The sequence below is a fragment of the Streptomyces guryensis genome (assembly GCF_021261325.1).
Lineage (GTDB): Bacteria > Actinomycetota > Actinomycetes > Streptomycetales > Streptomycetaceae > Streptomyces > Streptomyces guryensis.
In genome coordinates, this window is record NZ_JAJSBI010000001.1 from 571,660 (window position 1) to 595,181 (window position 23,522).

21 protein-coding genes and 1 pseudogene are annotated in these 23,522 nt (G+C 68.5%); 9 read left to right on the plus strand and 13 right to left on the minus strand.

What is annotated here, in order from left to right; genetic code table 11:
- Positions 1-2,982 carry a beta-galactosidase gene (locus LJ657_RS02660; protein ID WP_232646532.1) on the minus strand — a complete coding sequence of 994 codons (2,982 nt, stop codon included), beginning with the start codon at positions 2,980-2,982 and terminating at the stop codon, positions 1-3.
- A 91-nt stretch (positions 2,983-3,073) separates the two neighbouring features.
- Between LJ657_RS02660 and LJ657_RS02665 the strand changes: the two genes are divergently transcribed.
- The 4 genes from LJ657_RS02665 (at position 3,074) to LJ657_RS02680 (ending at position 5,183) form a co-directional block, all read left to right on the plus strand.
- On the plus strand, positions 3,074-3,532 hold the full coding sequence (locus LJ657_RS02665) for an RrF2 family transcriptional regulator (protein WP_232646533.1): 459 nt from the start codon (positions 3,074-3,076) through the stop codon (positions 3,530-3,532).
- 160 nt (positions 3,533-3,692) lie between these two features.
- A complete protein-coding gene (locus LJ657_RS02670; protein WP_232646534.1) occupies positions 3,693-4,142 on the plus strand; it encodes a hypothetical protein in 450 nt (149 codons plus the stop codon).
- Positions 4,121-4,318 (plus strand): hypothetical protein, encoded by a 198-nt coding sequence (locus LJ657_RS02675; RefSeq protein ID WP_232646535.1) that lies wholly within the window; start codon positions 4,121-4,123, stop codon positions 4,316-4,318. The genes LJ657_RS02670 and LJ657_RS02675 overlap by 22 nt, the downstream gene beginning before the upstream one ends.
- 214 nt (positions 4,319-4,532) lie before the next feature.
- Positions 4,533-5,183: a DUF4360 domain-containing protein gene (locus LJ657_RS02680; RefSeq protein WP_232646536.1), complete on the plus strand. Its 651-nt coding sequence runs from the start codon at positions 4,533-4,535 to the stop codon at positions 5,181-5,183.
- Between the two features lie 53 nt (positions 5,184-5,236).
- Here LJ657_RS02680 and LJ657_RS02685 read toward each other — a convergent pair whose 3' ends face one another.
- Positions 5,237-5,479, minus strand: a complete 243-nt coding sequence (locus tag LJ657_RS02685) for a DUF397 domain-containing protein (RefSeq protein ID WP_232646537.1) — start codon at positions 5,477-5,479, stop codon at positions 5,237-5,239.
- A complete protein-coding gene (locus LJ657_RS02690; protein ID WP_232646538.1) occupies positions 5,476-6,312 on the minus strand; it encodes a helix-turn-helix domain-containing protein in 837 nt (278 codons plus the stop codon). The genes LJ657_RS02685 and LJ657_RS02690 overlap by 4 nt, the downstream gene beginning before the upstream one ends.
- Positions 6,313-6,442: 130 nt before the next feature.
- On the opposite strand from LJ657_RS02690, the gene LJ657_RS02695 reads away from it, so the two are divergent.
- Positions 6,443-6,931: an ATP-binding protein gene (locus LJ657_RS02695; RefSeq protein WP_232646539.1), complete on the plus strand. Its 489-nt coding sequence runs from the start codon at positions 6,443-6,445 to the stop codon at positions 6,929-6,931.
- On the opposite strand, the gene LJ657_RS02700 is transcribed toward LJ657_RS02695, so the two are convergent.
- Both LJ657_RS02700 and LJ657_RS02705 read right to left on the minus strand, forming a co-directional pair.
- Positions 6,903-7,835 carry a hypothetical protein gene (locus LJ657_RS02700; protein WP_232646540.1) on the minus strand — a complete coding sequence of 311 codons (933 nt, stop codon included), beginning with the start codon at positions 7,833-7,835 and terminating at the stop codon, positions 6,903-6,905. The two genes, LJ657_RS02695 and LJ657_RS02700, sit on opposite strands and share 29 nt — an antisense overlap.
- 4 nt (positions 7,836-7,839) lie before the next feature.
- Complete coding sequence (locus LJ657_RS02705; protein ID WP_232646541.1) at positions 7,840-8,346, minus strand: hypothetical protein; 507 nt, start codon at positions 8,344-8,346, stop codon at positions 7,840-7,842.
- Positions 8,347-8,581: 235 nt separating this feature from the next.
- Here LJ657_RS02705 and LJ657_RS02710 point away from each other — a divergent pair, with 235 nt between their 5' ends.
- Positions 8,582-9,484, plus strand: a complete 903-nt coding sequence (locus tag LJ657_RS02710) for an arabinan endo-1,5-alpha-L-arabinosidase (protein WP_232646791.1) — start codon at positions 8,582-8,584, stop codon at positions 9,482-9,484.
- A 51-nt stretch (positions 9,485-9,535) separates the two neighbouring features.
- On the opposite strand, the gene LJ657_RS02715 is transcribed toward LJ657_RS02710, so the two are convergent.
- From LJ657_RS02715 to LJ657_RS02750, 8 genes and pseudogenes are all read right to left on the minus strand, one after another.
- Entirely contained in the window at positions 9,536-11,170 is a 1,635-nt protein-coding gene (locus LJ657_RS02715; protein WP_232646542.1) for a pyridoxal phosphate-dependent aminotransferase, read from the minus strand.
- A gap of 260 nt (positions 11,171-11,430) precedes the next feature.
- A pseudogene (locus LJ657_RS02720) lies at positions 11,431-12,480 on the minus strand (aldose epimerase family protein); the annotation flags it as partial.
- Positions 12,481-12,545: 65 nt separating this feature from the next.
- Positions 12,546-13,793, minus strand: a complete 1,248-nt coding sequence (gene mmsB / locus LJ657_RS02725; protein ID WP_232646543.1) for a multiple monosaccharide ABC transporter permease — start codon at positions 13,791-13,793, stop codon at positions 12,546-12,548.
- Entirely contained in the window at positions 13,790-15,340 is a 1,551-nt protein-coding gene (gene mmsA / locus LJ657_RS02730) for a multiple monosaccharide ABC transporter ATP-binding protein (protein WP_232646544.1), read from the minus strand. Before mmsA ends, mmsB begins: the two co-directional genes overlap by 4 nt.
- A 62-nt stretch (positions 15,341-15,402) precedes the next feature.
- Positions 15,403-16,509, minus strand: coding sequence for a multiple monosaccharide ABC transporter substrate-binding protein (gene chvE, locus LJ657_RS02735; protein ID WP_232646545.1), 1,107 nt, complete (start codon positions 16,507-16,509; stop codon positions 15,403-15,405).
- Between the two features lie 137 nt (positions 16,510-16,646).
- Positions 16,647-17,618 carry a hypothetical protein gene (locus LJ657_RS02740; protein WP_232646546.1) on the minus strand — a complete coding sequence of 324 codons (972 nt, stop codon included), beginning with the start codon at positions 17,616-17,618 and terminating at the stop codon, positions 16,647-16,649.
- A gap of 109 nt (positions 17,619-17,727) precedes the next feature.
- Positions 17,728-18,732, minus strand: a complete 1,005-nt coding sequence (locus LJ657_RS02745) for a zinc-dependent alcohol dehydrogenase (protein ID WP_232646547.1) — start codon at positions 18,730-18,732, stop codon at positions 17,728-17,730.
- Positions 18,729-19,886: a mandelate racemase/muconate lactonizing enzyme family protein gene (locus tag LJ657_RS02750; RefSeq protein WP_232646548.1), complete on the minus strand. Its 1,158-nt coding sequence runs from the start codon at positions 19,884-19,886 to the stop codon at positions 18,729-18,731. The genes LJ657_RS02745 and LJ657_RS02750 overlap by 4 nt, the downstream gene beginning before the upstream one ends.
- 255 nt (positions 19,887-20,141) lie before the next feature.
- Between LJ657_RS02750 and LJ657_RS02755 the strand changes: the two genes are divergently transcribed.
- The 3 genes from LJ657_RS02755 (at position 20,142) to LJ657_RS02765 (ending at position 23,486) form a co-directional block, all read left to right on the plus strand.
- Positions 20,142-20,930 (plus strand): SCO2400 family protein, encoded by a 789-nt coding sequence (locus tag LJ657_RS02755; protein WP_232646549.1) that lies wholly within the window; start codon positions 20,142-20,144, stop codon positions 20,928-20,930.
- Between the two features lie 372 nt (positions 20,931-21,302).
- Complete coding sequence (locus tag LJ657_RS02760; RefSeq protein ID WP_232646550.1) at positions 21,303-22,349, plus strand: LacI family DNA-binding transcriptional regulator; 1,047 nt, start codon at positions 21,303-21,305, stop codon at positions 22,347-22,349.
- A 135-nt stretch (positions 22,350-22,484) separates the two neighbouring features.
- Complete coding sequence (locus LJ657_RS02765; RefSeq protein ID WP_232646551.1) at positions 22,485-23,486, plus strand: ABC transporter substrate-binding protein; 1,002 nt, start codon at positions 22,485-22,487, stop codon at positions 23,484-23,486.
- Positions 23,487-23,522 lie beyond the last annotated feature (36 nt).

The following is a 23,522-nucleotide window of genomic DNA, read 5'->3' on the forward strand; positions in this document are numbered from 1 at the left end:
TCACGTCGACCGGCCGGGGGAGGCCACCGGTGCCACCGGTACCCCTCCGGCCGCCGCGCCCAGCAGCGTCAGCCGTACGTCCGACGGCCCCGACGGTGTGGTCCCGTCGGACAGGACGGCCAAGGCGAGTGTGTTGGCGCCACGTGTGTGCAGAATCCCGTTCGGGAGCACGAAGGTGTGCTGGGGGCCCACGTCGTTGATGTACTGGCCCATGTTCCAGCCGTTCAGGAAGATCTGGACGCGGTACGCGCGGGCCGGGTCGTCGTCGAGCACGAGCCCCACGGAGGCGTCGGTACCGGCGTCGACCGCGAGCCGGAAGGAGGTCCGGTACCAGGTCACCCCCTGCCGCCGGTCCGCCCGCGGCAGCTGCACCGCCTCCCAGCCTCCGTCGCCGTACCCCGGCAGATGCCAGCCGTTGCGCTCCCCGTACAGCCCGCCGTTGTTCTGCGGCCCGCGCACGGGATCGGGCGCCGCCTCGCCCTGCAACCGCCAGCTCACCTGCGGAGCGGCCCCCGTGAAGGTGACCGCCGTCAGCCCGCGCGCCACCTTGTGCGTGTCCTGCGTCTTGCCGTCCTGGTCGTGCTGCATACGGCGGACGAGGACCGACAGCACATGCGGCTCGTCCGTGCGCAGCTCCTCCGGCACGGAGAAGACCGCCGTGTCCGCCCAACTCCCTTTCCGTACCGTCTTGTTGTCCGGTACGGGCATCCGGTGCGTGCCCAGCGGCCGCCCGTCCAGCCACGCCATCAGCAGCCCCTGCGTGCCGGTGCTGTAGGCCAGCGAAACGGACTCGGCGCCGGTCGCGTCGGTGAAGCGTCCGCGGTACCAGACGTCGCCGTAGTGGAAGGAGTAGTCGTCGGCGAAGAGGACCGGCTGTCCGGCCGGGACGGGTGTGGTGCTGTGGGTGGTGGTCTTTTCGGCGGGTGTCCAGGAGGAGTCGTCGAAGGCGGGCGCCGACTCGGGGTTCTCCGTCTTCCGCAGCCAGCCGTTGGTCAGTGCGGGGAGTGCGACCGCCCCGGCACCGGCCAGCGGCTGCGCGGCGCGCAGGCTGCCGGAGGAGGTCGCGTGGGCCTTCAACTCCCTTTCGTTCCAGGTGAGTTCATGGATGCCGCGCGGTCCCCACACCTCCAGGTCCGCGGCTTCGATGGTGTCCCCGGTCAGCCCGACCGACGGTCCGTCGACGGCGGCGGTCCGCAGCAGGGCGGGCCCGTACACGAGGACCGGGCCGGACGGGGTGTCGTGCGGCCACAGCCGCACGGAGGTCTCGTCGTCGGCGAGGAGCAGCAGGAGGGGGGTGGAGGTTCCGCCGCCGCTCACCAACACCCGTGTCATGCCGTCCAGTTGGGCTTCGACCCGCAACAGGCCGTCCGCGTACGACTGCTCGGCCTCCCCTTCCAGCACGGTGACCGTCGGCTCGCTCGCGCACTCCAGTGCGGTCACGGTCTCCTCTCCCGACCGGCCGGTGAGCACGGCGATCTCCTGGCGTCCGGCGGTGAGGGCCAGCATGGGCTGGGCGTTGGAGTAGCGCAGCTTCCGCCGCCCCAGCCTGATCCCGGCGGCCAGCAGCCGCGCGTCCTGCGCCGGGACGGCCACGGGGACGGGGAGTCCGGCGCCGTGCAGCGGAAGTCCGGAGGCGACCGGTACGTCGCCGTCGTTGCGCAGGACGTACACATGGGCGCCGGTGTCGGGGTTGGTCAGGTGGTACGCCTTCAGCCCGTCCGCCGCGGCGTTCGCCTCGACGTCCGGCGCGCGGTCCAGCTTGGCGAAGTCGGGGATGTGCCGCAGCAGATGCCCGAGCTGGTGCATGGGGATCAGCTTGGCTGTCGGCTGCCGGCCCTCGTCGATGGCCGCCCCGTAGTCGTACGACGTGTAGACGACCGGCGCGGGCAGCCAGCCCCACGAGGTGCCGCCGAAGGTCATGTAGACGCTGTGCAGGGTGATGCCGTTGGCGAGGTTGGTGAGGTAGAAGCGCCGCTCGTACGCCGCGTCCCGCAGCCGCCGCGACTCCGCGTACCCCTTGCCGTCGAACCAGGCGCCGCCCCACGGATCGAACCAGCCGCCCCCGAACTCCGGTACGAAGCCCGGGGTTCGGGGGCTGGCGGTCGCGCCGCCCTTGACCCCGCCGGCCCCGAAGTGCCCCCAGTCGGGCGGCGCCAGGGTCGGCGACGGATAGCCGTCGAAGCCGTACAGCCAGCGGCCCGTCTCGCCGCCCGTGTCGAAGGAGCCGGGGACCCAGTACCCGTTCCTGCCCTTGTCGTTGTGGAAGAGCGGTACGTCGATGCCGTCGGCCCGGACCTTCCGGTACAGATGGGCCATGTAGTCGCGGCCGGCCGGGTCGGTGACGTAGGCGTCGTACTCGTTCTCGATCTGGTACAGCAGGACCGTCCCGCCGCCCTTGGTGTACAGGTGGCGGGCGACGATGGCGTTCACCCGGGTCAGCCACTCGTCGACATGCGACAGATAGGCGGGGTCCGCGGTCCGGGCCCGGCCCTCGGTGGCCGTCAGCCAGCCGGGGAAGCCGCCGCCGTCGATCTCGGCGTTGATGTAGGGGCCGGGGCGGAGGATGACGTACAGGCCGGTCTCGCTCGCCATCCGCAGGAACAGGTCCAGATCCCGGATGCCGGTGAAGTCGTAGTGCCCCGGGGCGGGGGAGTGGTAGTTCCACGACACATAGATGCTCACCGTGTTGTAGCCGTGGGCGCGCATCTTCTGCAGGACGTCGCGCCACAGGGACGGGCTCGGCAGCCGGAAGGGATGCATCTCGCCCGACCAGACGACCAGCCGTCTGCCGTCGACGACGAGCGAGTAGTGGTCGAAGCCGATCGTGTGCCCCCGCCCGTCCGCGCCCGGCGTGCCGGGCGGCGGGCCCGTGGGGACGGTCTGGGCGGCGTAGGCGCAGGTCAAGGCCCCGCTGCCGCCCAGCGCCAGACCGAGGGCCGTGGTGCCGGCGAGGGCGTTGAAGGTACGTCTGCTGAGCCCCAAGGGAGCCTCCCGTCGGGCCGGCCGGTCGGCGGCGCGTGTGAGGTCATTGTGCGAGGTCATTGTGTACGGCCGCACCCAGCACAATGGTCGTATGAGGATCTCGGCACGGGCGGATTACGCGGTACGGGCGGTTCTTGAACTTGCGGTCCGGCAGGGCGACGGGCCCGTGAAGGCGGAGGCCATCGCCGCCACGCAGGAGATCCCCCACAAGTTCCTGGAGGGGATCCTCGGCGATCTGCGCCGCGGCGGCATCGTGGACAGCCGGCGCGGGGGAGGCGGCGGCTACCGGCTGGCCCGTGAGGCCGCGGGGATCACCGTCGCGGATGTGATCCGGGCGGTCGACGGCCCGATCGTGTCGGTGCGCGGCGAGCGGCCCACGGGCCTGGAGTACACGGGGTCCGCGCAGCCGCTGCTGCCGCTGTGGATCGCGCTGCGCGCCAACGTCCGCCGCATCCTGGAGGGCGTCACCATCGCCGACATCGCGGCGGACGCCCTGCCCGAGCCGGTACGGGAACTGGCTGCGGAGCCGGCGGCCTGGGAGAACCCGTAAAGGCCTGGGAGAACCCGTAAGCAGTGCCGCTCGCACCATTGTGCGTAGATCATCTCGCTGATAGCGTCATATTCGCTCTGACCAAGCAGCAATTCAAATAATGGGGGAATGCTTCGTGAACGTGCGAAGTAAAGGAATCTCCGTCGTACTCGCCTGCGCCATGACCGGTGTGGTGGGCGGTATCGGCGCGAACACGGCATCCGCGGCTCCGGCGGGAACGGACCTGCAGACCCGTGCCGGAGCGGACGAGATCTGCGCAGTCATCGGCATCGGCAGCGGCGCCGCGGGCCTGACCAAGGCGCTGGCCAAGGGCGCTTCGTGGGTAGGGATCGGCGCCAGTATCGGGTGCTATCTGTACACCAAGGCCAAGGAGCAGACACCCGCGGCAAAGCGGGCGGCCATGATCAAGGCGTACAACGAGTATCAGAGGAAGAGCGACCTCCAGAAGCTCGACGCGCTCGGCTATTACTGCCGCAAGAAGAGCGGCGGCGGTGGCGGCGGCGGTGACTTCGCATCCGTTACTCCGAATACTCCGAATATTGCGAGGGTCGGGTGGCGGGATATCAAAATGAAGGGTGTGACGTACAAGTGCACGGCCACCGGGGACTGACCGGCCGCGACCTCGGCCACGGCGAGCGATTCCTGTTCGCGGTGGCGCTGGCCGTGGTGAGCCTGCTGTGGATCACCCAGGACCTGGCCGCCTGGGCGACAGCGCTGTGCGTCGCCGGTGCCGTCGTGGGAGTGTCGGGAATGCTCTATTTCGGCTGGCGTTACCTCAGGAAGTGACACGACACGACAGAACGCCGCCCACCGGCCGGTGGGCGGCGTTCTGTCGTGTGAAATCCCCACCTGTGAATGGCTTGAGTTCGCCCTGACTGGCTCGTGTGCGCCTCCCTACGATGCGGATCGCCTCACGCCTTCACAGGATCCCCACGGTTTCTCCAAAGGGTTCCAGGGCGGCCGGGGTGTGCCACCCCCCACTCACAGAACCGGAGAGACCATGCCTGGTGGACTCCTTCTGGGCGGCGCCGTAGCCGCTCTGCTCACCGCAGCACTGCCCGCGCCGGCCTCGTCCCCCGTCGTCGACAATCCGCCCCCGGACAAGATCGTCATCGACGTGGCGACGGTGAACGGCTCCGGCTGCCCACAGGGCACGGCGGCCGTCGCCGTCTCGCCGGACAACACGGCCTTCACGGTCACCTACAGCCAGTACCTGGCCCAGGCCGGCGGCAACTCCGACCCCACGGCCTTCCGCAAGAACTGCCAGCTCAACCTGATCGTGCACGTCCCCCAGGGCTTCACCTACGCCATCGCCAGCGCCGACTACCGGGGCTTCCTCTCGCTCCAGCCGGGGGCGACCGCCACGCAGAAGGCCTCGTACTACTTCCAGGGCTCCTCGAACACGGTGCCCAAGACCCACCCGTTCAACGGCACGTACAACGACGACTGGCAGGCCACCGACAGCACGGACGTGGCCCAACTGGTCTGGGCGCCCTGTGGAGTTCTCCGCAACTTCAACATCAACACCGAGCTGAGAGTGAACGCGGGGACGGCGAACCCGGGCAAGGTCAGCTTCATGACCATGGACTCGACCGACGGGAACATCAGCACCACGTACCACATGGCGTGGAAGGAGTGCCCGGCGTCCTGAGGTGAACGGCCCGTGGGGGTTTCCGGTGGAGCCTTCGGCCCCCACGGGCCTGCTCAGCGCGTGACGTACGTGAGGAAGTCTTCCCAGGCGGGGGAGGTGAGGGCGAGTTGGGGGCCCTGCTTGTTCTTGGAGTCGCGGATGTGGATGGTGGTGGGGCAGGTGGCTACCTCTACGCAGTCGCCGGATCCGCCGCTGCTGTAGCTGGACTTGTGCCAGGCCAGGGCGACCTCGACGCAGTCGTCGCCGGATGCGCTGCTGTAGCTGCTTTTGAACCAGGCCAGTTCGGACGTGCTCATAAGTCTCCTCGCATCCCCTGCAACAGGCTCAAGGAGTCCTGAATGGTGAGAGCCTGTGAACGCATCCTGGCATACCGGCTCTGGAGCACGCTGACCACTTTCGGGTCGGAGATCAACTGCCCGCTCTCCTGCCCCTCGCAGTAGCCGAGCCATTTGTTGTCGGGGTTCTCCAGCAGCCTCATGGGGCCTTGCAGGCCGGCGTGCGACTCCCGCACCAGGGGCATGATCTGGATCTCGACGTTCCGTAGCTCGGTGACCTCCAGTACGTGATCGATGAGTTCGCGCGTGACCTCCGCCCCGCCCGTGCGCCGTAGGAACAGATGCTCTTCGAGGATGAAGCTAAACGGGGTGCTCGACCGCTCCCGCAGCAGTCGCTGTCGCTCCTCGCGTGCGGCCCACCGTTCCTCGATCTGCTCGTCGTCCAGTAGCGGCAACTGGTCGGCGGACAGTGCCTGCACGTAGGCCTTCGTCTGCAACAGCCCAGGGATCATGCGGCATTCGTATGTGCACAGAGTGATTGCGGACGTCTCCAGGAGTGCCCACCGCCGAAACCATGAGGCCAACCCCGGCTGCCGAACCAGTTTCGGAAACGCCTTCCGCAACGCTCCCGTGTTCCCGGTGACCTCCTCCGCCCGCTCCACGAGGACCATGTCCGGCATCCGGCGCCCCAACTCCACCGACGCCACCGTGTGCTTGGAGAACCGCACCAGATCGGCGAACTCCTCGCGGCTCAGTCCCGCGTGCTCCCGCAGCGCCTGGAAGAACGCGCCGAACGTCCGCAGGCTGTCCGAAGGCTCAGGTTCGCCACCCGTCCCCACCGCACCATCGACCACTGTCGATCACCTCCCGCGCCCATGGTTACGGTCGGTCACATGTACTGTCCAGTCCGTCACCGCGTACGCTCCCGCAGCGTACGCGCCCCGGACCTGGTGAACTGCCCTCCAGTCCCGCCACATTGGGCCCATGACAGGCCTCCCCACCTCCCAACCCTCAGCCACCGTACGTGCGTTCGCCCAGTGCCTGACCGCCACCCCGCGTGCCGCCCGCCTCGCCCGGCACCTCGCCGTGAACCAGCTGGACGCCTGGGGCATCCCGCACGGCAGTGACGCCTCCGACACCGTCGCGCTGATCGTCGCGGAGCTCGCCGCCAACGCCGTCACCCACGGTCGTGTCCCAGGCCGGGACTTCGAGCTTCGGCTCTCGCTCGTCACGGGCAGCGTCCGTATCGAGGTCACCGACACCCGCGCCGAACGGCACCCGCGCACACCGCCGCCCTCGAACCTCCTCGAAGAGACCGGCCGCGGACTTCTTCTCGTAGACGAACTCGCCGACCGGTGGGAGGTGCTGGACCGCGAGCCGCCACCTGGCAAGACCGTCCGCGCCGAGGTCGACCTGCGAGAGTGGCCGGCGGTGCGGCGGAACGTCAGGCGGTGGGCGTCGGAGGGTCGGTAGGGCCCGCGCGATAAGGCGCGAAGGCGTCGCGGGCTGCCGGGGCGTACGGCCTTCGGGACATGCGGGTCACCAGGTGCCACATGGTGCGCTCGTCATGCAGATCCTTCGGCAGGACGAGTCCCAGCGCCTCGGCGAGCGGCTTGCGGCCGAGGTTGACCATGGCCCGTACCGCGGCCGCCCACTCGTCGGTGGCGGCCACCGACGCGTGGTACCACAGCGGGATCAGCGCGCTCAGGCTCACACCGGTTGCGATGAGCACCATGTGGTCGGCATCGGATGCGGCCAGAGCGGCGAACGCGGTGACGGCCACGGCCAGATGGCCGTACAGAAGTGCCACGAAGAAGTCGACGTTGGTGCGAGCGGTGTCGATCTGGCGGCGGGTCCAGTCGGGGGCGGCACTCGTCAACTCGTTCCACAGGACCTGAGTGTCGAGGCGGTATCGGTCGTACCCGTATTCCTCGAACCGGCGGATGGCGTTGCCCAGGCGAGTGGGGGCCACCTGGGTGTCGTCCGCCGGATAGCGGCTCAACTTCTCGCTGAGCAGGGCTCGTCTGATGGGGGAGGCGGACGCTGCAAGCGCAAGCCGGTCCGCCGTGCGCCGGCGCCGCGCGCGTTGTTTGCGGCAACCCCGCTCGTACGCTGCGGTCGGCCACAGAGCGTACCCCTCCAGAAACCGGTAGAGCGGCGTCTGCAGGGCGTTGAGGACCAGGCCGAGCAGGATGGCGGCGACGAGGAGGGGCAGCGCGGCTTGACCCGTCGGCAACAGCCGTTCCAGGAAGGGCGGCCGGTGGAGACTGGGTGCGACGGTGAACAGGAACACCGCCAGGTTGAGCGCGGTGGGCAGGATCCACCCGACGACCAGCGCCCATCCGCCCCCGAGCACGCCTTTGGCGATGTCTCCCACGGGGCTACGCCTGATCGTCGGTCGCGGGGATGTCTTCGCGCGACCAGTCGTCGTCGGGGTCGAGGACGGGTCCGGGAGGGGTGTGGTACTTCGTGCCGCCATAGCGTTCGTCGGTGACGTGCACGTTGTCCGGGGTGACTACGCCCTCGGCGTGGTCTGTCTCGGAGGGATCGCCGTACGGCCTCTGCTGCACCAACTGGGCCACGCGGCGCCTGAGTTCGGCGAGTTCGGCGGAGCTTGCGGGGGTGATGGAGAACCGAGTGCCGTCAGGCGCCCGGACGGCGATGACGGCGGCCCAGGACAGACCGGCCTGGCTGAACCAGTCCGCCATTTCCTCGGCCAGCAGAACCGCCGACCTGGCAGGCGAGCCGATCCGGAACCCCGTACTTGCGTCGGCGCGGGCCGCGACGAAGGTCCACCCAGTTTCGGCCGTCCGTGACTGGAGCCGGTCCAGCAGCTCGCGCAACGACTGCACCGTCGGGTCACTGGTGACGGTGAAGAAGAGGTCCATGTCGCCCCCGTATGTCCGGCATCTCCGCCGAAGATCTACTGCACCGATGACAGCCTAGGCGCGGGCCATTGACGCGCAAGTTGTTCGATTCTACGGTCCCGTCCGAAGCTCTGATCGGCTACCGACATGCCGAACAACTCCCCCCACTGCAAGGAGGGTCCGCGTGAGCCGCACATCCCGCAGAACCGCACTCCTCGCCATCCCCGCCGCCGTCCTGCTCGCCCTCGTCCCGGGCATGGCGTCGGCGTACCCCAACCCCGGCACTGTCACCGGTTCCACCGTCGTCCACGACCCGACGATGATCCGTACCTCGTCCGGGCAGTACCTGCTCTACGCCACCGGCGGTGGGCTCGCCAACAAAAAGTCCAGTGACCGGATCGCCTTCAGCGCGGGCGGCGACGCCTTTTCCAGCAAGCCGAGCTGGTGGAGCAACTACTCCTCCGTGCCGGAGGCCTGGGCCCCCGACATCTCGTACCAGGGCGGCAAGTACCTGCTGTACTACGCCGTCTCGAAGTTCGGTTCGAACACCTCGGCCATCGGTCTTGCCACCTCCACGACCGGGCAGCCGGGCAGCTGGACCGACCAGGGCGTCGTCTACACGTCCGGTTCATCCAGCGACTACAACGCCATCGACCCGAACCTGTTCGTCGACAGCGACGGCAAGTGGTGGCTGTCGTTCGGGAGTTGGTGGACGGGCATCAAGATGATCCAGATCAACCCGGCCACGGGGAAGCAGCTCAGTTCCAACACCAACCGGTACTCGATCGCCTCCCGCCCCACCGGGACCAAGGCGGTCGAAGCGCCGTACCTCGTGAAGCGGAACGGCTACTACTACCTCTTCGCGTCGTACGACGTCTGCTGCCAGGGCACCAGCTCGACGTACAAGGTGAAGGTCGGGCGTGCCACCAGCGTCACCGGGCCGTACTACGACAAGAGCGGTGTCGCGATGATGAGCAACGGCGGGACGCCGGTGCTGGAGTCGCACGGCAGCGTCATCGGGCCCGGCGGCCAGTCCATCATGAACGACACCGACGGCGACCTGATCGTCTACCACTACTACGACGGCAACGACAACGGCACGCCCAAGTTGGGCATCAACTTGCTGAACTGGAGTACGGGGTGGCCCGTCGCCTACTGACGTGCCGCGATGGGGTGTCGCACTCCGCCACGCACCGCACCCCTACGACGATCAGCCCGCTTGGCCCATCCCGGCGGCGTTCGGCCAGCTCTGGGCGTTGGGCCAGCCTGTCGCCGGGGCCGGGGTGAGGCCCGGGGCGACCGGGCCGGTGGTACCCCGTACCTGGGCCGCCGTGAGGCCGCCGCGGGCCGGGACGCCCGGTGGGGTGGGACCGGGGGCCGGAGCGGGTACCGGGGTGGGCATGGGGGCCGGTACCGGCGCCGGCAACGGCTGCTGCATCGGGACCGGTGCCGGTTGCATGGGGACCGGTGCCGGTTGCATCGGGATCTGGGCAGGGAAGCCCACCGGCTGCGGGGCCACCTGCGCCGCCGCCGGCATCGGGGCCTGAGCTGCCGCGGGTATCTGCATCGGCATGGGCATCGGCATCCCGGCCCCCGCGACCGAACCTCCGGAGGCCATCGCAGCAAGTGGCATGCCCGCCCCGTTGGTGGCGCTGACCAGTCGGTCCACGGCCGCCGTACCCGAGCTGTAGCTGGTCCCGGTGCCCAGCTCGGGTACGGCGGCTCCCCTCCTGGTCCCGTAGAGCACCTGTTCCAGGCCGGACACCAGGCGACGCACATCCACCTGGGGGCGCACCACGAGTCGCAGGAAGCGGCTGGACGAACCGATCTTGTTGCCGCACTCGCGGACCAGGATCCGGTGCTCGGTGAGCATCCGGTCGCGGACCACGGTGCCTTCGGCGCCGACGGGGAGGCGTACGAAGATGAAGTTGCCCTGAGAGGGGTAGACCGTGAGGCCGGGGAGTGCGGAGAGCTGGCTGGCCATGTCCAGGCGGTCGCGGCGCACCTGGTGGAGGCTCTGCGCGTACTCGGCGCCGTGCTCCCTGAGCATGAACACCACGTACTCGGCGAAGGAGTTGAGGTTCCACTTGGGGAGCATGGAGCGGACACGGCCGGCCAGGGCCGGATTGGCGACCAGGTAGCCGAAGCGTATGCCGTGCAGACCGAAGTTCTTGCCGAGGCTGCGCAGCACGATGACGTTCGGGCGGATCATCGCCTCCTGCACGACGGACGGTTCGGCCTCGGCGTCCGCGAACTCGAGGAACGACTCGTCGATGACGACCAGGTCCAGGTCGGCCATCGCGTCCATGAACTGCACGAGCGCCTGCTTGTGCAGAAAGCCGCCGTCGGGGTTGTTCGGGTTGCAGACGACGGCGACCCGGGTGCCGCGGGCCCGGATGAACTCGGCGTACTTGGCGAGGTCCAGGGCGAAGCCGCTGGACTCCTGCAGCGGGAACATGTCGACCCGCTTGCCGGTCTCCATCGGCTGGTCGGTCCAGCGGCCGAAGGTGGGGACGGGGATGGCGAGGGACTCGCGGACCATCAGGTGGTCGATCCAGGTGATCAGTTCGGTCGAGCCGTTGCCCATCGCCACGCACTGCGGCGGCAGCTGGAGCAGGTTGCACAGCTCCGAGGTGATCGTGTCGGCGCTGCTCGGGTAGTACGTGACGATGTCGCGCAGCCGGGCCGACATCTCGTCGAACATCGCCGGGGTGGGGAAGTACGGATTGCACGGAACGCAGAAGTCCACGGGGCCGGTCCCGTCGCCGCCCTGCCGCGTCAGCGCCGCCATCGACGGGCTGTGTGCGGCGGTGCTGCCAAACAGCGAGGTGACGTTGTCGGCCATGGAACCTCCGTATGGGGCGGGCCCGGCAGGAGCGACCGGGCCCGTCGCGTTTGGGTGGCCCGCGCGGGGGAGCACGGGCCACCCATGGATACGGGGTCAGGGGTGACGTTGTTCAACGCATGTGAAAGGGGTGTGACTTCGGGAACCGACACCTCACTTCCCGCGTCACGGCGCCGGTCGCGCCCCTGAAAGGGGCGCGGGGAACCGCGCGACCAGCCACAACCGGCCCGCAGCTCCCCACGACCTACCGAGTGGAGCGCTCACGCTCCGAACGTGTGCACCGTCCTGGTGCGATACGTCTGCCCCGGCCGCAGCACCGTCGACGGGAAGTTCGGGTGGTTCGGCGCGTCTGGGAAGTGCTGGGTCTCCAGGCACAGCGCGTCACCCTGGCGGTAGGTCCTGCCGCCCGTGCCGGTCAGGGTGCCGTCGAGGAAGTTGCCGGAGTAGAACTGCAGGCCCGGCTGGTCGGTGGCGATCTTCAGGGTGCGGCCGGAGCGCGGCTCGCGCAGGGTGGCGACGTGCTCGGGCTTGGAGGTGATGCCCTTGTCCAGGACCCAGTTGTGGTCGTAGCCCTTGGCCTGCACCTGCTGGACATGGCCGTCGCGGATGTCGCGGCCGATCGTCTTCGTCTTGCGGAAGTCGAAGGGGGTGCCGGAGACCTTCGCCAGTTCACCTGTGGGGATCAGGCCCGTGTCGGTCGGCGTGTAGCGGCCGGCGGCGATCGTGAGCTCGTGGTCCTCGACGGTGCCGCTGCCCTCGCCGGCCAGGTTCCAGTAGACGTGGCTGGTGAGGTTGACGACCGTGGCCTTGTCGGTGGTGGCCTCGTAGTCGATGATCCAGTCGCCGTGCCTGGTGAGCGTGTACGTCACCTTCGCCTTGAGCGTGCCGGGGTATCCCATCTCGCCGTCGATGCTGGTGTAGTGCAGCACCAGGCCGACGTCGGAGCCCTTGGCGAACGGCTCGACGTCCCAGATGTGCTTGTCGAAGCCCTGCTTGCCGCCGTGCAGGCTGTTGACGCCGTCGTTCACGGACAGCTGGTAGCTCTTGCCGTCCAGGGTGAACTGGCCCTTGGCTATGCGGTTGCCGTAGCGGCCGATCAGGGCGCCGAAGTACGGGGTCTTGGCGACGTAGTCGTCGATGTTGTCGAAGCCCAGGGCGACGTTGGTGTAGTGGCCGTGCCGGTCCGGGATCTCCAGACCCTGGACGACACCGCCCCAGTTCAGGACCTTCAGCCGGGTGCCGCCGTTCTCCAGCGACCAGCGGTGGACCTTCGTGCCGTCGGCGAGCTTGCCGAAGAGCGATTTCACTGGTCCTGCCTCTTCCTCCCATGGGAAGGGCCCCGCCTTACGACGGGGCCCGATCCGGTCATTCCGGTTTACGAACCTGACTTGCGCTTGTTCCACACGTCGAACCCGACCGCGGCCAGCAGGGCGAGGCCCTTGATGACCTGCTGCCAGTCCGTGCCGACGCTGAGGAGGTTCATGCCGTTGTTCAGCACGCCGAGGACGAGACCACCGATGATCGCGCCGAGGACGGTACCCACACCGCCGCTCATGGACGCGCCACCGATGAACGACGAGGCGATCGCCTCGAGTTCGAAGTTGAGGCCCGCCTTCGGAGATGCCGCGTTCAGACGGGCGGCGACCACCAGACCCGCCAACGCCGCGAGCACGCCCATGTTCAGGAAGACAAGGAAGGTGACCTTCTTGTCCTTGACGCCGGACAGCTTCGCCGCCGGCAGGTTGCCGCCGATCGCGTAGATGTGACGGCCGAAGACCGCGTTGCGCATGACGTAGCCGTAGCCGACCACCAGCACACCGAGGACGATCAGGATGATCGGGGCGCCCTGATAGCTGGCGAGCAGCATCGTGACCGCGAGGACCGCGGCGGCGATCGCGACCAGCTTCAGCAGGAACGCGTTGCGCGGCAGCACGTCCAGCGAGAACTCCTGCTCGCGCTTGCGGTCGCGGACCTCCTGGTAGACCACGAAGGCCAGCAGCACGAAGCCGAGCAGCAGCGTGAGGTTGTGGTAGTTGGTGTTCGGGCCGACCTCGGGCAGGAAGCCGTTGCCGAGCTTCTGCAGTCCGTTCGGGAACGGGCCGAGGGTCTGGCCCTGCAGGAAGATCTCCGTCAGACCGCGGAAGAGCAGCATGCCCGCGAGGGTCACGATGAACGACGGTATGCCGAGATACGCGATCAGGAAGCCCTGCACCGAACCGGCCAGCGCGCCCACCAGCAGGCACAGCACCAGCGCGACCGGCCAGGCCACACCGTGCTGCACCGTCAGCACGGCCGCGAAGGCGCCCACGAACGCCGTCAACGAGCCGACCGACAGGTCGATGTGACCCGCGATGATCACCAGCATCATGCCGATCGCGAGGATCAGGATGTAGCTGTTCTGCAGCACCAGGTTGGAGACGTTGCGCGGCAGCAGCAGGTCGCCGCCCGTCCACACCTGGAAGAGGACCACGATCAGGCCGAGCGCGATCAGCATGCCGTACTGGCGCATGTTGCGGCGCAGGCCGCCGAGTATCAGCTGCAGCAGGTTGCCGCCGGCCGCCGAGCCTCCGCTCTTGCCGGGCGGCGCCGAGGCCGGGACCTTGTCCGTCACATCCGTGCTCATCGGGTTACCTCTTTGTCCTTCGTCATCTGGCGCATCAGCACTTCCTGCGTGGCCTCGGCCCGCGGGACCTCACCCGTGAGCCGCCCGGCGGCCATGGTGTAGATGCGGTCGCACATACCGAGCAGCTCCGGAAGCTCGGAGGAGATGAAGACGACCGCCTTGCCCTCGGCGGCCAGCTGGTCGATGACCGTGTAGATCTCGTACTTGGCGCCCACGTCGATACCGCGGGTGGGCTCGTCCAGGATCAGCACCTCGGGACCCGCGAAGATCCACTTGCTGAGGACGACCTTCTGCTGGTTGCCGCCGGACAGCCGGCCCACCGTCTCGAAGACGGTCGGGGCCTTGATGTTCATGGACTTGCGGAAGCGCTCGGAGACCTTCCGCTCCTCGTGCTCGTCGACCACGCCACGCTTGGCGACCTTGTCCAGGGCGGTCAGCGAGATGTTCCGGTTGATGTTGTCGATGAGGTTGAGGCCGTAGTGCTTGCGGTCCTCGGTGACGTACGCGATGCCGTGCTCGACCGCCTCCGCGACGGTCCTCGTACGGATCTCCTTGCCGTCCTTGAGGACCGTGCCGCCCGCGTGCCGGCCGTAGCTGCGCCCGAAGACGCTCATGGCCAGTTCCGTGCGGCCCGCGCCCATCAGACCCGCGATGCCGACGATCTCCCCGCGCCGCACGTTGATCGACACGTCGTCGACCACCTTGCGCTGCTGGTCGATCGGGTGGTGCACGGTCCAGTTGCGGATCTCCAGCGCGGGTGCCGCCTCCAACTCGCCCTCGTACACCGTGCGTTCGGGAAAGCGGTGGTCGAGGTCGCGGCCGACCATGCCGGAGATGATCCGGTCCTCGGTGGTCTCCTTCGACTTTACGTCGAGGGTCTCGATGGACTTGCCGTCGCGGATGATCGTCACCGAGTCGGCGACCCGCCGGATCTCGTTCAGCTTGTGGGAGATGATGATCGAGGTGATGCCCTGGTTCTTCAACTCCAGGATGAGGTCCAGGAGTTTGCCGCTGTCCTCGTCGTTGAGAGCCGCGGTCGGCTCGTCGAGGATCAGCAGCTTCACCTTCTTGGACAGCGCCTTGGCGATCTCCACCAGTTGCTGCTTGCCCACGCCGATGTCGGCGATCCGGGTCTCCGGGTGGTCGGTCAGACCGACCCGGCGCAGCAGCTTCGTGGCGTGCTTGAGCGTCTCGTTCCAGTTGATGAACCCGCCCGAGGCGTGTTCGTTGCCGAGGAAGATGTTCTCCGCGATCGACAGGAACGGCACCAGTGCCAGCTCCTGATGGATGATCACGATGCCGCGCTGCTCGCTCGCCCGGATGTCCTTGAACTCGCAGGTCTCACCCTCGAAGAGGATGTCGCCCTCGTAGGTGCCGTGCGGATGGACGCCGGAGAGCACCTTCATCAAGGTGGACTTCCCGGCGCCGTTCTCACCGCAGATGGCGTGGACCTCGCCCTGACGAACCGTCAGCGTGACGTCCGACAGCGCTTTGACCCCGGGAAAGGTCTTGACGATCGAGCGCATTTCCAGGACGGGTCCCGCCATGGTGTGCCCTTTCAATCCGTAGGAATGGCCGGTCTGTTCACCGACTCCACCGACTGGGGGGACTACTTGAGCTCGCCCGCCGTGTAGTAGCCGGTGTCGACCAGTTCCTTGGTGTAGTTGGTCTCGTCGACGCTCACCGGCTGCAGCAGCATCGCGGGGACGACCTTGGTGCCGTTGTCGTAGGTCTTGGTGTCGTTGACCTGCGGCTTCTTGCCATTGAGGACGTCGTCGACCATACCGGCGGCGACATCGGCGAGCTTGCGGGTGTCCTTGTACACGGTCTGCGTCTGCTGGCCCGCGATGATCGACTTCACCGAGGCGAGTTCGGCGTCCTGGCCGGTGATGACGGGCAGCGGCTTGCTGCTGGAGCCGTAACCGTCCGACTTCAGGGCGGCGAGGATGCCGATGGAGATGCCGTCGTAGGGGGACAGGACCGCGTCCACCTTGGCGCTGCTGTACGTGGAGGTGAGGATGTCCTCCATGCGCTTCTGGGCGGTCGCGCCGTCCCAGCGCAGGGTGGTGACCTGGGTGAGCTTGGTCTGGCCGGACTTGACGACGAGCTTCTTCTTGTCGATGTACGGCTGCAGGACGCTCATCGCGCCGTTGAAGAAGTACTTCGTGTTGTTGTCGTCGTTGGAGCCGGCGAACAGCTCGATGTTGAACGGGCCCTTGCCCTTGTCCAGGCCCAGCTTCTGGACGATGTAGTTGGCCTGCAGCTGACCGACCTTCTCGTTGTCGAAGGACGCGTAGTAGTCGACGTTCTTCGTGCCGAGGATCAGACGGTCGTAGGCGATCACCGGGATCTTGGCGTCCGCGGCCTGCTGCAGCACGTTGTTGAGCGACTTGTTGTCGATGGCCGCGACGATCAGGCCCTTGACGCCCTGCGTGATCAGGTTCTCGATCTGCGAGACCTGCTGGTCGGGGTCGTCCTCGCCGTAGACCAGCTTGGTCTTGTAGCCCTTGGCCTGAAGGTCCTTGACGACGTTCTTGCCGTCGGCGATCCAGCGCTCGGAGGACTTGGTGGGCATCGCGATTCCGATGGTGCCACCCTTGGCGCTGCCCGTCTTCTCCTTGCTGCCGCCCGTGCCGCTCTGGCCGCAGGCGGACAGGGTGAGGGCGAGGGAGGCCGCTCCGGCTATGGCGGCGAGTGCAGCTCTGCGATTGCGCATGATCATCATCCTTGATGTGGGTGGGGCAGTACTCGGCCTTGCGGTGCGAAGGCGCTCCGAAGCGGTGCGGGAGACCGAGGGATGTGTGGGATTGTGTTTGGCTACGTCTTCTTTTGTGAAGGGGATTGTCCGGAACGTTATGCGGCGGTGTCGAACCGCTTGAGCGTCCCGGGCAGCCGTGAACCGAGGGGGGCCATGTCGCCGTCGGCTCCGTGCCGCGCCAGAAGGTCCAGGGCCAGTCGGCCGCGCCGCACCCGTTCCCTGGCGGTGGCCAGCGTCAGGTCCCGCATGTGGTGTCCGTACGGGTAGATGCCGGGGCTCTTGGACAGACCGAACTTCAGATACAGCGGTGCGCCGCGCCGGATCAGCTCGGCGACCTCGTACATCCGGATGTAGCCGCCGAGGTCGTCGGGTGCCTCGATGTACATGTCCATGGGGGCGGCGGAGACCCGCCGGATCTCCGTGAGGTGGTCGAGCGTCAGGTCGCTGGGCACGTTGAGCGAGTCGGCGCCCAGCCGCTCGTAGACCGCGTAGGAGGCCGGGTTGACCGGCCCGATCAGCGCGGACACCTTCAGCGTGGTGTCGGCCGGGATGATCCCGGTCTCCCGTGCCCGGTGCAGCGTCCACAGCACACCCTCGTCGGCGACGAGGAGGCACTTGACGCCCAGCTCCGTCGCGCGGACGGCGTCCTCGACGCAGCCGGCGACCGCGTCGTGGCCGCGGGCGCGCAGACCGGCCCCCCGTGAGTCGGTGCGCGTGGAACCGCCGATGTCCCACGTGCCGCGCGGACCCGTGAACAGGCAGAGCTCGATGTCACGTTCGCCGGTCGCCTCGACCATCTCGGTGATCTCGGCGTCGGTCAGCATCCACACGCCGCTGCCCTGGCTGATCCGGTGGATCGGCACATCGAGCCGCGAGGCTTCCTTCAGGACGACGGCAAGCGCTTCGGGACCCTCGCACGAGGGGATCTCGGTGCGCCAGCGGCCGCCGCCCGGGAAAGCGTGGGGCGAGGCGTCGGCGGGGGAGAGGTCGGGCGCGCCCAGGCCGAGGGCGGCGAGCGCCTGCTCGCCGGGTCGACGGGCTGCCGTAGCGGAAGCGTCGGTCGTCACAAGCTGTCCTTTGTGTTCGATATATCGGACGAGGTTCGCGGCTCAAGTCATGGGGGCTTGGTGTACACCGGTACGGAGGCCGTCAGGTCGCCCCCGTACCGGCGTACGTCTAGGGGCGGAGCAGCACCTTGCCCACCTTCGGGTCACCGGACCCGACGAGCTCGATGGCCTGCGGGAACTCGTCCAGCGCCAGCTCGTGCGTGACCAGCGGCAGCGGATCGAGCAGACCGGCCCCGAACACCCGCACCGCGTGCGCCCAGGCATCCGGAGCCGCCCCGAAGACGGTGTGCACCTCCAGCTGCCGTACGACCAGGTCGGTCGGGTCGAGTCCCTCGGCGCCCGGCGCCGGGATACCGGTCAGGACCAGGCGCCCGCCGCGCCTGAGCAGGGACGTGGCGGTGCGCGCGGCGGACCGGGACCCGGCGGTCTCGATGACGACGTCGAAGTCGTCGGGGAGCTCCTGGTCCTTCGTACGGAAGTCGGTGGCGCCGAAAGTTCGCGAAAGCTCCGCCCGGTCCGGCCGCGTACCCACGACCAGCAGTTCCGCCGGCGATCCGGCCTTCAGGAACTGCACGGCGAACATCCCGAGCGTCCCCGTGCCGACCACCGCGACCCGCTCGCCCGGCAGTGCGTTCGCCTTGATCGCGGCGGCCGCGATACAGGCGGCGGGCTCCAGCAGGGCCGCCGCCGTGAGGTCCGCGTCGTCCGCCAGGACGTGCAGCAGCCGGGCCGGCAGGGTGAGCGTGGTGGCCATCGCACCCGGCTGGGTGAACCCGGTCTCCTCGTACCCGGAGGTGCACAGCGTGGTCTCGCCCACATGGCACCGGTCGCAGACCTGGCAGTTGCGGAAGCCCTCGCCGACGACCTTGCGGCCCACCAGAGCCGCAGGCACCCCGGCCCCGACGGCCTCCACCGTCCCGGACCACTCGTGGCCCGGCGTGATCGGGTAACGGACGTACCCCTCGGGGCGGTTGCCCTGGTACACCTCGCGGTCGCTGCCGCAAATGCCCACCGTGTGGACGCGGACCAGCGCCTCACCGGCCTCGGGCTGCCGCGGTTCGTGCGAGGCCAGCCGGTGCTCGCCCGGTGCCTCGATGACGACCGCGCCGGTCACTTGCTGCCCTTCGGCTTGCGCTGCTCCCAGCCCTCTGCCCACAGGTCGAACCGGGCCTGCTGCTGCGGGAACTCGGCGGCCGCGTCGACGTCCAGCTCGACACCGAGACCGGGAGCGTCCGACAGGTGGAAGTAGCCGTCCACGACCTGCGGCGCGCCCTTGACCACCTTCTTGATCTCCGCGTCGGCGAAGTCGTTGAAGTGCTCAAGGATCTTGAAGTTGGGGGAGGTGAAGCCGACCTGGAGGGAGGCGGCGGTCAGCACCGGGCCGCCCACATTGTGCGGGGCGACCAGCATGTAGTGGGTCTCGGCGGTCGCGGCGAGCTTCCGCGTCTCCCAGATGCCACCGATGTGGCCGACGTCGGGCTGGATGATGTCGACGGCCTGGCTCTCGAACAGCTCGCGGAACTCGATGCGATCGTGAATCCGCTCACCGGTGGCGACCGGGATGTCGACCTTGGCGGCAACCTTCTCCAGCGCCTTGAGGTTCTCCGGCGGGCAGGGCTCCTCCAGCCAGGCGGGCTTGAACGGAGCCAGCTCGTGGGCGAGCCGGACGGCGGTGGCGGGGGAGAATCGGCCGTGCATCTCCAGCATCAGCTCGGCGTCGGGCCCGATGGCGTCCCGCACGGCCTCGATGAGGGAGACGGCGTAGAGGGTCTGCTCGTGGTCCAGCTCGAAGTGCCCGGTCCCGAAGGGGTCGATCTTGAGCGCCCTGTACCCGCGCTCCATGACCCCCTGCGCGGCCTTGTGGTACGCCTCAGGCGTCCGCTCGGTGGTGTACCAGCCGTTGGCGTACGCCTTGACCTTGTCGGTCACCTTGCCGCCCAGCAGCTGCCAGACGGGCACCCCGAGGGCCTTGCCCTTGATGTCCCAGCAGGCCATCTCGACGACGGCGATGCCGGACATCACGATCTCGCCGGCGCGGCCGTAGTCGCCGTACTTCATGCGGCGGGTCAGGTCCTCGACGGCGAACGGGTCGGAGCCGAGAATGTGGTTCTGCTCGGCCTCTCTCAGGTATCCGATAAGCGCGTCGGTGTGGCCCAGCATGCGGGTCTCGCCGACACCCGTGATGCCTTCGTCGGTGTGCACCAGGACGTAGGTCAGGTTGCGCCACGGCGTGCCGACCACGTGCGTGCTGATTCCGGTGATGCGCACGGAAGCTACCCTTCGGATGTTCGAGATTTCGGATCATGTTCGAAATGCTGGGCAGACAGTAAGGATGGCGTGAGCGGGGTGTCAATGGGTGGAACAGGTAACGGTTTCGCCAGTTTCGACGCCTCTTGCGTATGTCGCCCCTCCCCGGTGTGCGCCAGTTCACTCCGGCGGTCGCGTCGATATGGCGGTTTCCCACACAACCTTCACGGCCATGCCTGGGAACGTGACCCTCCGGGAACTTAATCTTCCCACGTCATGGACTACTGCCACCCGTGCCAACGGCACCTCAACGGCGCCCTCGCCTGTCCGGGGTGCGGGACGCGCGTCGAGCAGCTGCCCGCGTACTGGGATGGCTACGAGCCGGAGCCGTACGGTCACGCCGACGCTCCCGTCGATCATGATGCCCCGGCGGCTCCCGACGGCCATACCGCCCACCCCGGCGACGACGGTCGCGAAGGCGAGAGCGGCGAGCCGCACGGTCGCGCCGCGCGCCGCCGCGAGCGGGGCCGGGGTGGCCGACGGGGTCCCGGCACCGCGGACGGTGCGACGGACACGAGTCGTCGCGACCGCAAGGCCGCGCTCCACCGCCGACGCCGCAAGCGCACGCTGCTCATCGCCGCGGGTTTCGTCCTGGCGGCGGGTGGTCTGAGCCTGGCCGAACTCGGCACGGACGCACCGGGGTTCTCCTCGTCCGCCGACCGGTCCGCGGCCGGGGGAGGGCCGTCCGGGGGCGACCGCTCGACGGCGGAGCCGAGCGAGTCCGCGGGGACCCTGGGTCACGGGGAGGACGCCTCCGGCGAGACGTCCTCGGCCTCCCCGGACGCCTCCGCCTCGCCGTCGGCGTCCAAGTCCGCCGACGGCAAGGGTGACGCGTCCCCGACCCCAGGCAAGGCGACCCGGTCGGCAGCCGTTCCCGGCTCCTCCGGCTCGACGCCCCCGCCCGCCTCGGGCTCGACCGCCGATCCGACGGCCTCCGACCCGTCCCCGCAGCCGTCGCCATCGCCGTCGAAGACGTGTACGCGCTTCCTGTGGTGGTGTACGTAACACGGCCGGTCGCTGCCAACTTCCCCTGATGTGACCGCTGTTGAGGTACTGCCCGAGCGGCCGCCCGGCCGGACCCTTCCGGTCGCGTTATTCAACCGTAACGGCCTTCCTCCGGCATCCCTCTTGACCGCCGTGATTTGTTAGCGCTCACAATTACCTCCGCATTCACCAGCCAGCGTCCAACGTCAGCGTGGGAGATATGAGCGTCGTGCCCGCAGTGTCCCGACCAGTCGATCCCGCCGGTGCTGTTGGGCCTGTTGGACTTGTTGGGCCTGTTGGGCCTTCCCGGAGACCTGTGTGAAGCCGCCGGGGCGGGACCGTCGGCCCACAACGCAGGCTTTGCCGGCAGGCGAGCACCACGGAGGTGCGGCCGTGACTCACGCGCAGCTTCGGCCGCCCACCATGGCCGACGTGGCACGCCTGGCAGGCGTGTCCCACCAGACGGTGTCCCGCGTGCTGGGAGACCACCCCAACGTGCGGGACGAGACACGGGTCAGGGTGCTGCGTGTGATCGAGGAGACGGGCTACCGCCGCAACTCCTCCGCACGGGCCCTGGTGACCCGGCGCACCCGGACGCTGGGGGTGGTGGCCTCCGACACCACCCTCCACGGACCGGCCAGCACCTTGTTCGCGCTGGAGGAGGCGGCGCGGGCCGAGGGGTATCTCGTCTCGACGGTCACTTTGCGCAAGCTGAGCATGGAGACGCTGTCCGAGGCCCTGGACCACCTCAGTGAGGGCGGGGTGGAAGGAGTGGTCGCGATCGCCCCGCAGCGGTCCGCGGTGGCCGCACTGGCCGAACTGCGCTGTCCGTTCCCGGTGGTGGTCATGGGCAGCGGGCCGGGCGTGGAGATTCCCAGCGTCAGCGTGGACCAGCACCTCGGAGCCCGGCTGGCCACCGGCCACCTGCTGGCCGCCGGTCACCGCAACGTCTGGCACCTCGCCGGGCCCGAGGACTGGCAGGAGGCGGCCGACCGGGCGGCCGGCTGGAAGGCGACCCTCGAAGCGGCGGGGGTGGAGCCGCCCATGCTGCTGCGCGGGGACTGGAGTCCGCTGTCGGGGTACCGCGCCGGCCAGGAACTGGCCGGCTGGGTGGGCCGAGGGCTGACCGCGGTCTTCGTCGCCAACGACCAGATGGCGCTGGGGGTGTTGCGGGCGCTGCGGGAGGCCGGGGTTCGCACTCCCCAGGACGTGGCGGTGGTGGGCTTCGACGACATCCCGGAGTCGGAGTTCTTCGCTCCTCCCCTCACCACCGTCCGGCAGGACTTCTCGACGGTGGGAAGGCGCGGCATCGAGATACTCCTGGAGCTGATCGAGGGGCGGCCACCCGCCACCGCCCGCAGGGTCGCCATCGAACCCCAACTCGTCGTCAGGACCAGTACTTTCCCGCACGCCGTCCAATGGGAGGGCGAACCTCTCTGACGTACTGACCAACCACACACGCGGTTTCGTGTGGCCGAAATACCGAACAATGATCGACAGGCTGGACGTAGTACGGCCGGTCCCATCGAGTGCCAGCAGGTCCATCCCCGGGCCGGCTCTTCAAAGGAGAAGAACATGCTCAACAGAAGGAACTTCCTCACCGCGGCGGTCAGCGTGGCGGCCGCGGGTGGACTGGCCGCCTGCGCCAAGAAGGACGGCAGCGGCTCCGGCTCCGGCGGCGGCAGCAAGGCGCTCTCGCTCGGCTTCTCCCAGGTCGGCGCGGAGAGCGGCTGGCGCGCCGCCAACACCACCTCGGTGAAGTCCGCGGCCAAGGAGGCGGGCATCAACCTCAAGTTCTCCGACGCCCAGCAGAAGCAGGAGAACCAGATCTCCGCGATCCGCGGCTACATCGCGCAGAAGGTGGATGTCATCGCCTTCTCGCCGGTGGTCGTCACCGGCTGGGACGCGGTGCTCAAGGAGGCCAAGGCCGCGAAGATCCCGGTGGTCCTCACCGACCGCTCGGTGGAGACCTCCGACAGCTCTCTGTACGTCACGCTGGTCGGTTCCGACTTCACCGACGAGGGCCGGCGCGCCGCCCGGATGCTGGAGAAGGTCCTCGCGAAGGCCGGCCTCAAGGGCCCGGTGAAGATCGCCCAGCTGGAGGGCACCACCGGCGCCGCTCCCGCGATCGAGCGCGGCAAGGGCTTCAAGGAGATCATGGACGCGGAGCACAAGTCCGACTGGAAGATCGTCGTCAGCCAGAGCGGTGACTTCACCCGGGCCGGCGGCAAGCAGGTCATGGCGGCCTTCCTGCAGTCCCACTCGGACATCAACGTGCTCTTCGCGCACAACGACGACATGGCCATCGGCGCCATCCAGTCGATCGAGGCGGCCGGCAAGAAGCCCGGCAAGGACATCCTGATCGTCTCGGTCGACGGCGTCCACGACGGCTTCGTCGCCATGTCCCAGGGCAAGATCAACGGCATCGTCGAGTGCAACCCGCTGCTCGGCCCCCAGCTGATGGAGGTCGTGAAGAAGGTCCACGACGGCCAGAAGGTCGAGCGCTGGATCAAGACCAAGGAGAGCGACTACACGCAGGACCAGGCCAAGGCCGCGCTCCCGACCCGGAAGTACTGACCCACCGCACCCACCGGCAGGGAGCTCCCGGCCGAC

Coding starts and splice junctions, on each gene's coding strand:
- mmsA (WP_232646544.1), bottom strand. CDS start 15,340: ATGGCGGGACCCGTCCTGGAAATGCGCTCGATCGTCAAGACCTTTCCC.
- LJ657_RS02685 (WP_232646537.1), bottom strand. CDS start 5,479: ATGAGCACGTCCGAACTGGCCTGGTTCAAAAGCAGCTACAGCAGCGCA.
- LJ657_RS02670 (WP_232646534.1), top strand. CDS start 3,693: ATGACCGGTGTGGTGGGCGGTATCGGCGCGAACACGGCATCCGCGGCT.
- LJ657_RS02665 (WP_232646533.1), top strand. CDS start 3,074: ATGAGGATCTCGGCACGGGCGGATTACGCGGTACGGGCGGTTCTTGAA.
- LJ657_RS02715 (WP_232646542.1), bottom strand. CDS start 11,170: ATGGCCGACAACGTCACCTCGCTGTTTGGCAGCACCGCCGCACACAGC.
- LJ657_RS02705 (WP_232646541.1), bottom strand. CDS start 8,346: ATGGACCTCTTCTTCACCGTCACCAGTGACCCGACGGTGCAGTCGTTG.
- LJ657_RS02765 (WP_232646551.1), top strand. CDS start 22,485: ATGCTCAACAGAAGGAACTTCCTCACCGCGGCGGTCAGCGTGGCGGCC.
- LJ657_RS02680 (WP_232646536.1), top strand. CDS start 4,533: ATGCCTGGTGGACTCCTTCTGGGCGGCGCCGTAGCCGCTCTGCTCACC.
- LJ657_RS02695 (WP_232646539.1), top strand. CDS start 6,443: ATGACAGGCCTCCCCACCTCCCAACCCTCAGCCACCGTACGTGCGTTC.
- LJ657_RS02710 (WP_232646791.1), top strand. CDS start 8,582: ATGGCGTCGGCGTACCCCAACCCCGGCACTGTCACCGGTTCCACCGTC.
- LJ657_RS02755 (WP_232646549.1), top strand. CDS start 20,142: ATGGACTACTGCCACCCGTGCCAACGGCACCTCAACGGCGCCCTCGCC.
- mmsB (WP_232646543.1), bottom strand. CDS start 13,793: ATGAGCACGGATGTGACGGACAAGGTCCCGGCCTCGGCGCCGCCCGGC.
- chvE (WP_232646545.1), bottom strand. CDS start 16,509: ATGCGCAATCGCAGAGCTGCACTCGCCGCCATAGCCGGAGCGGCCTCC.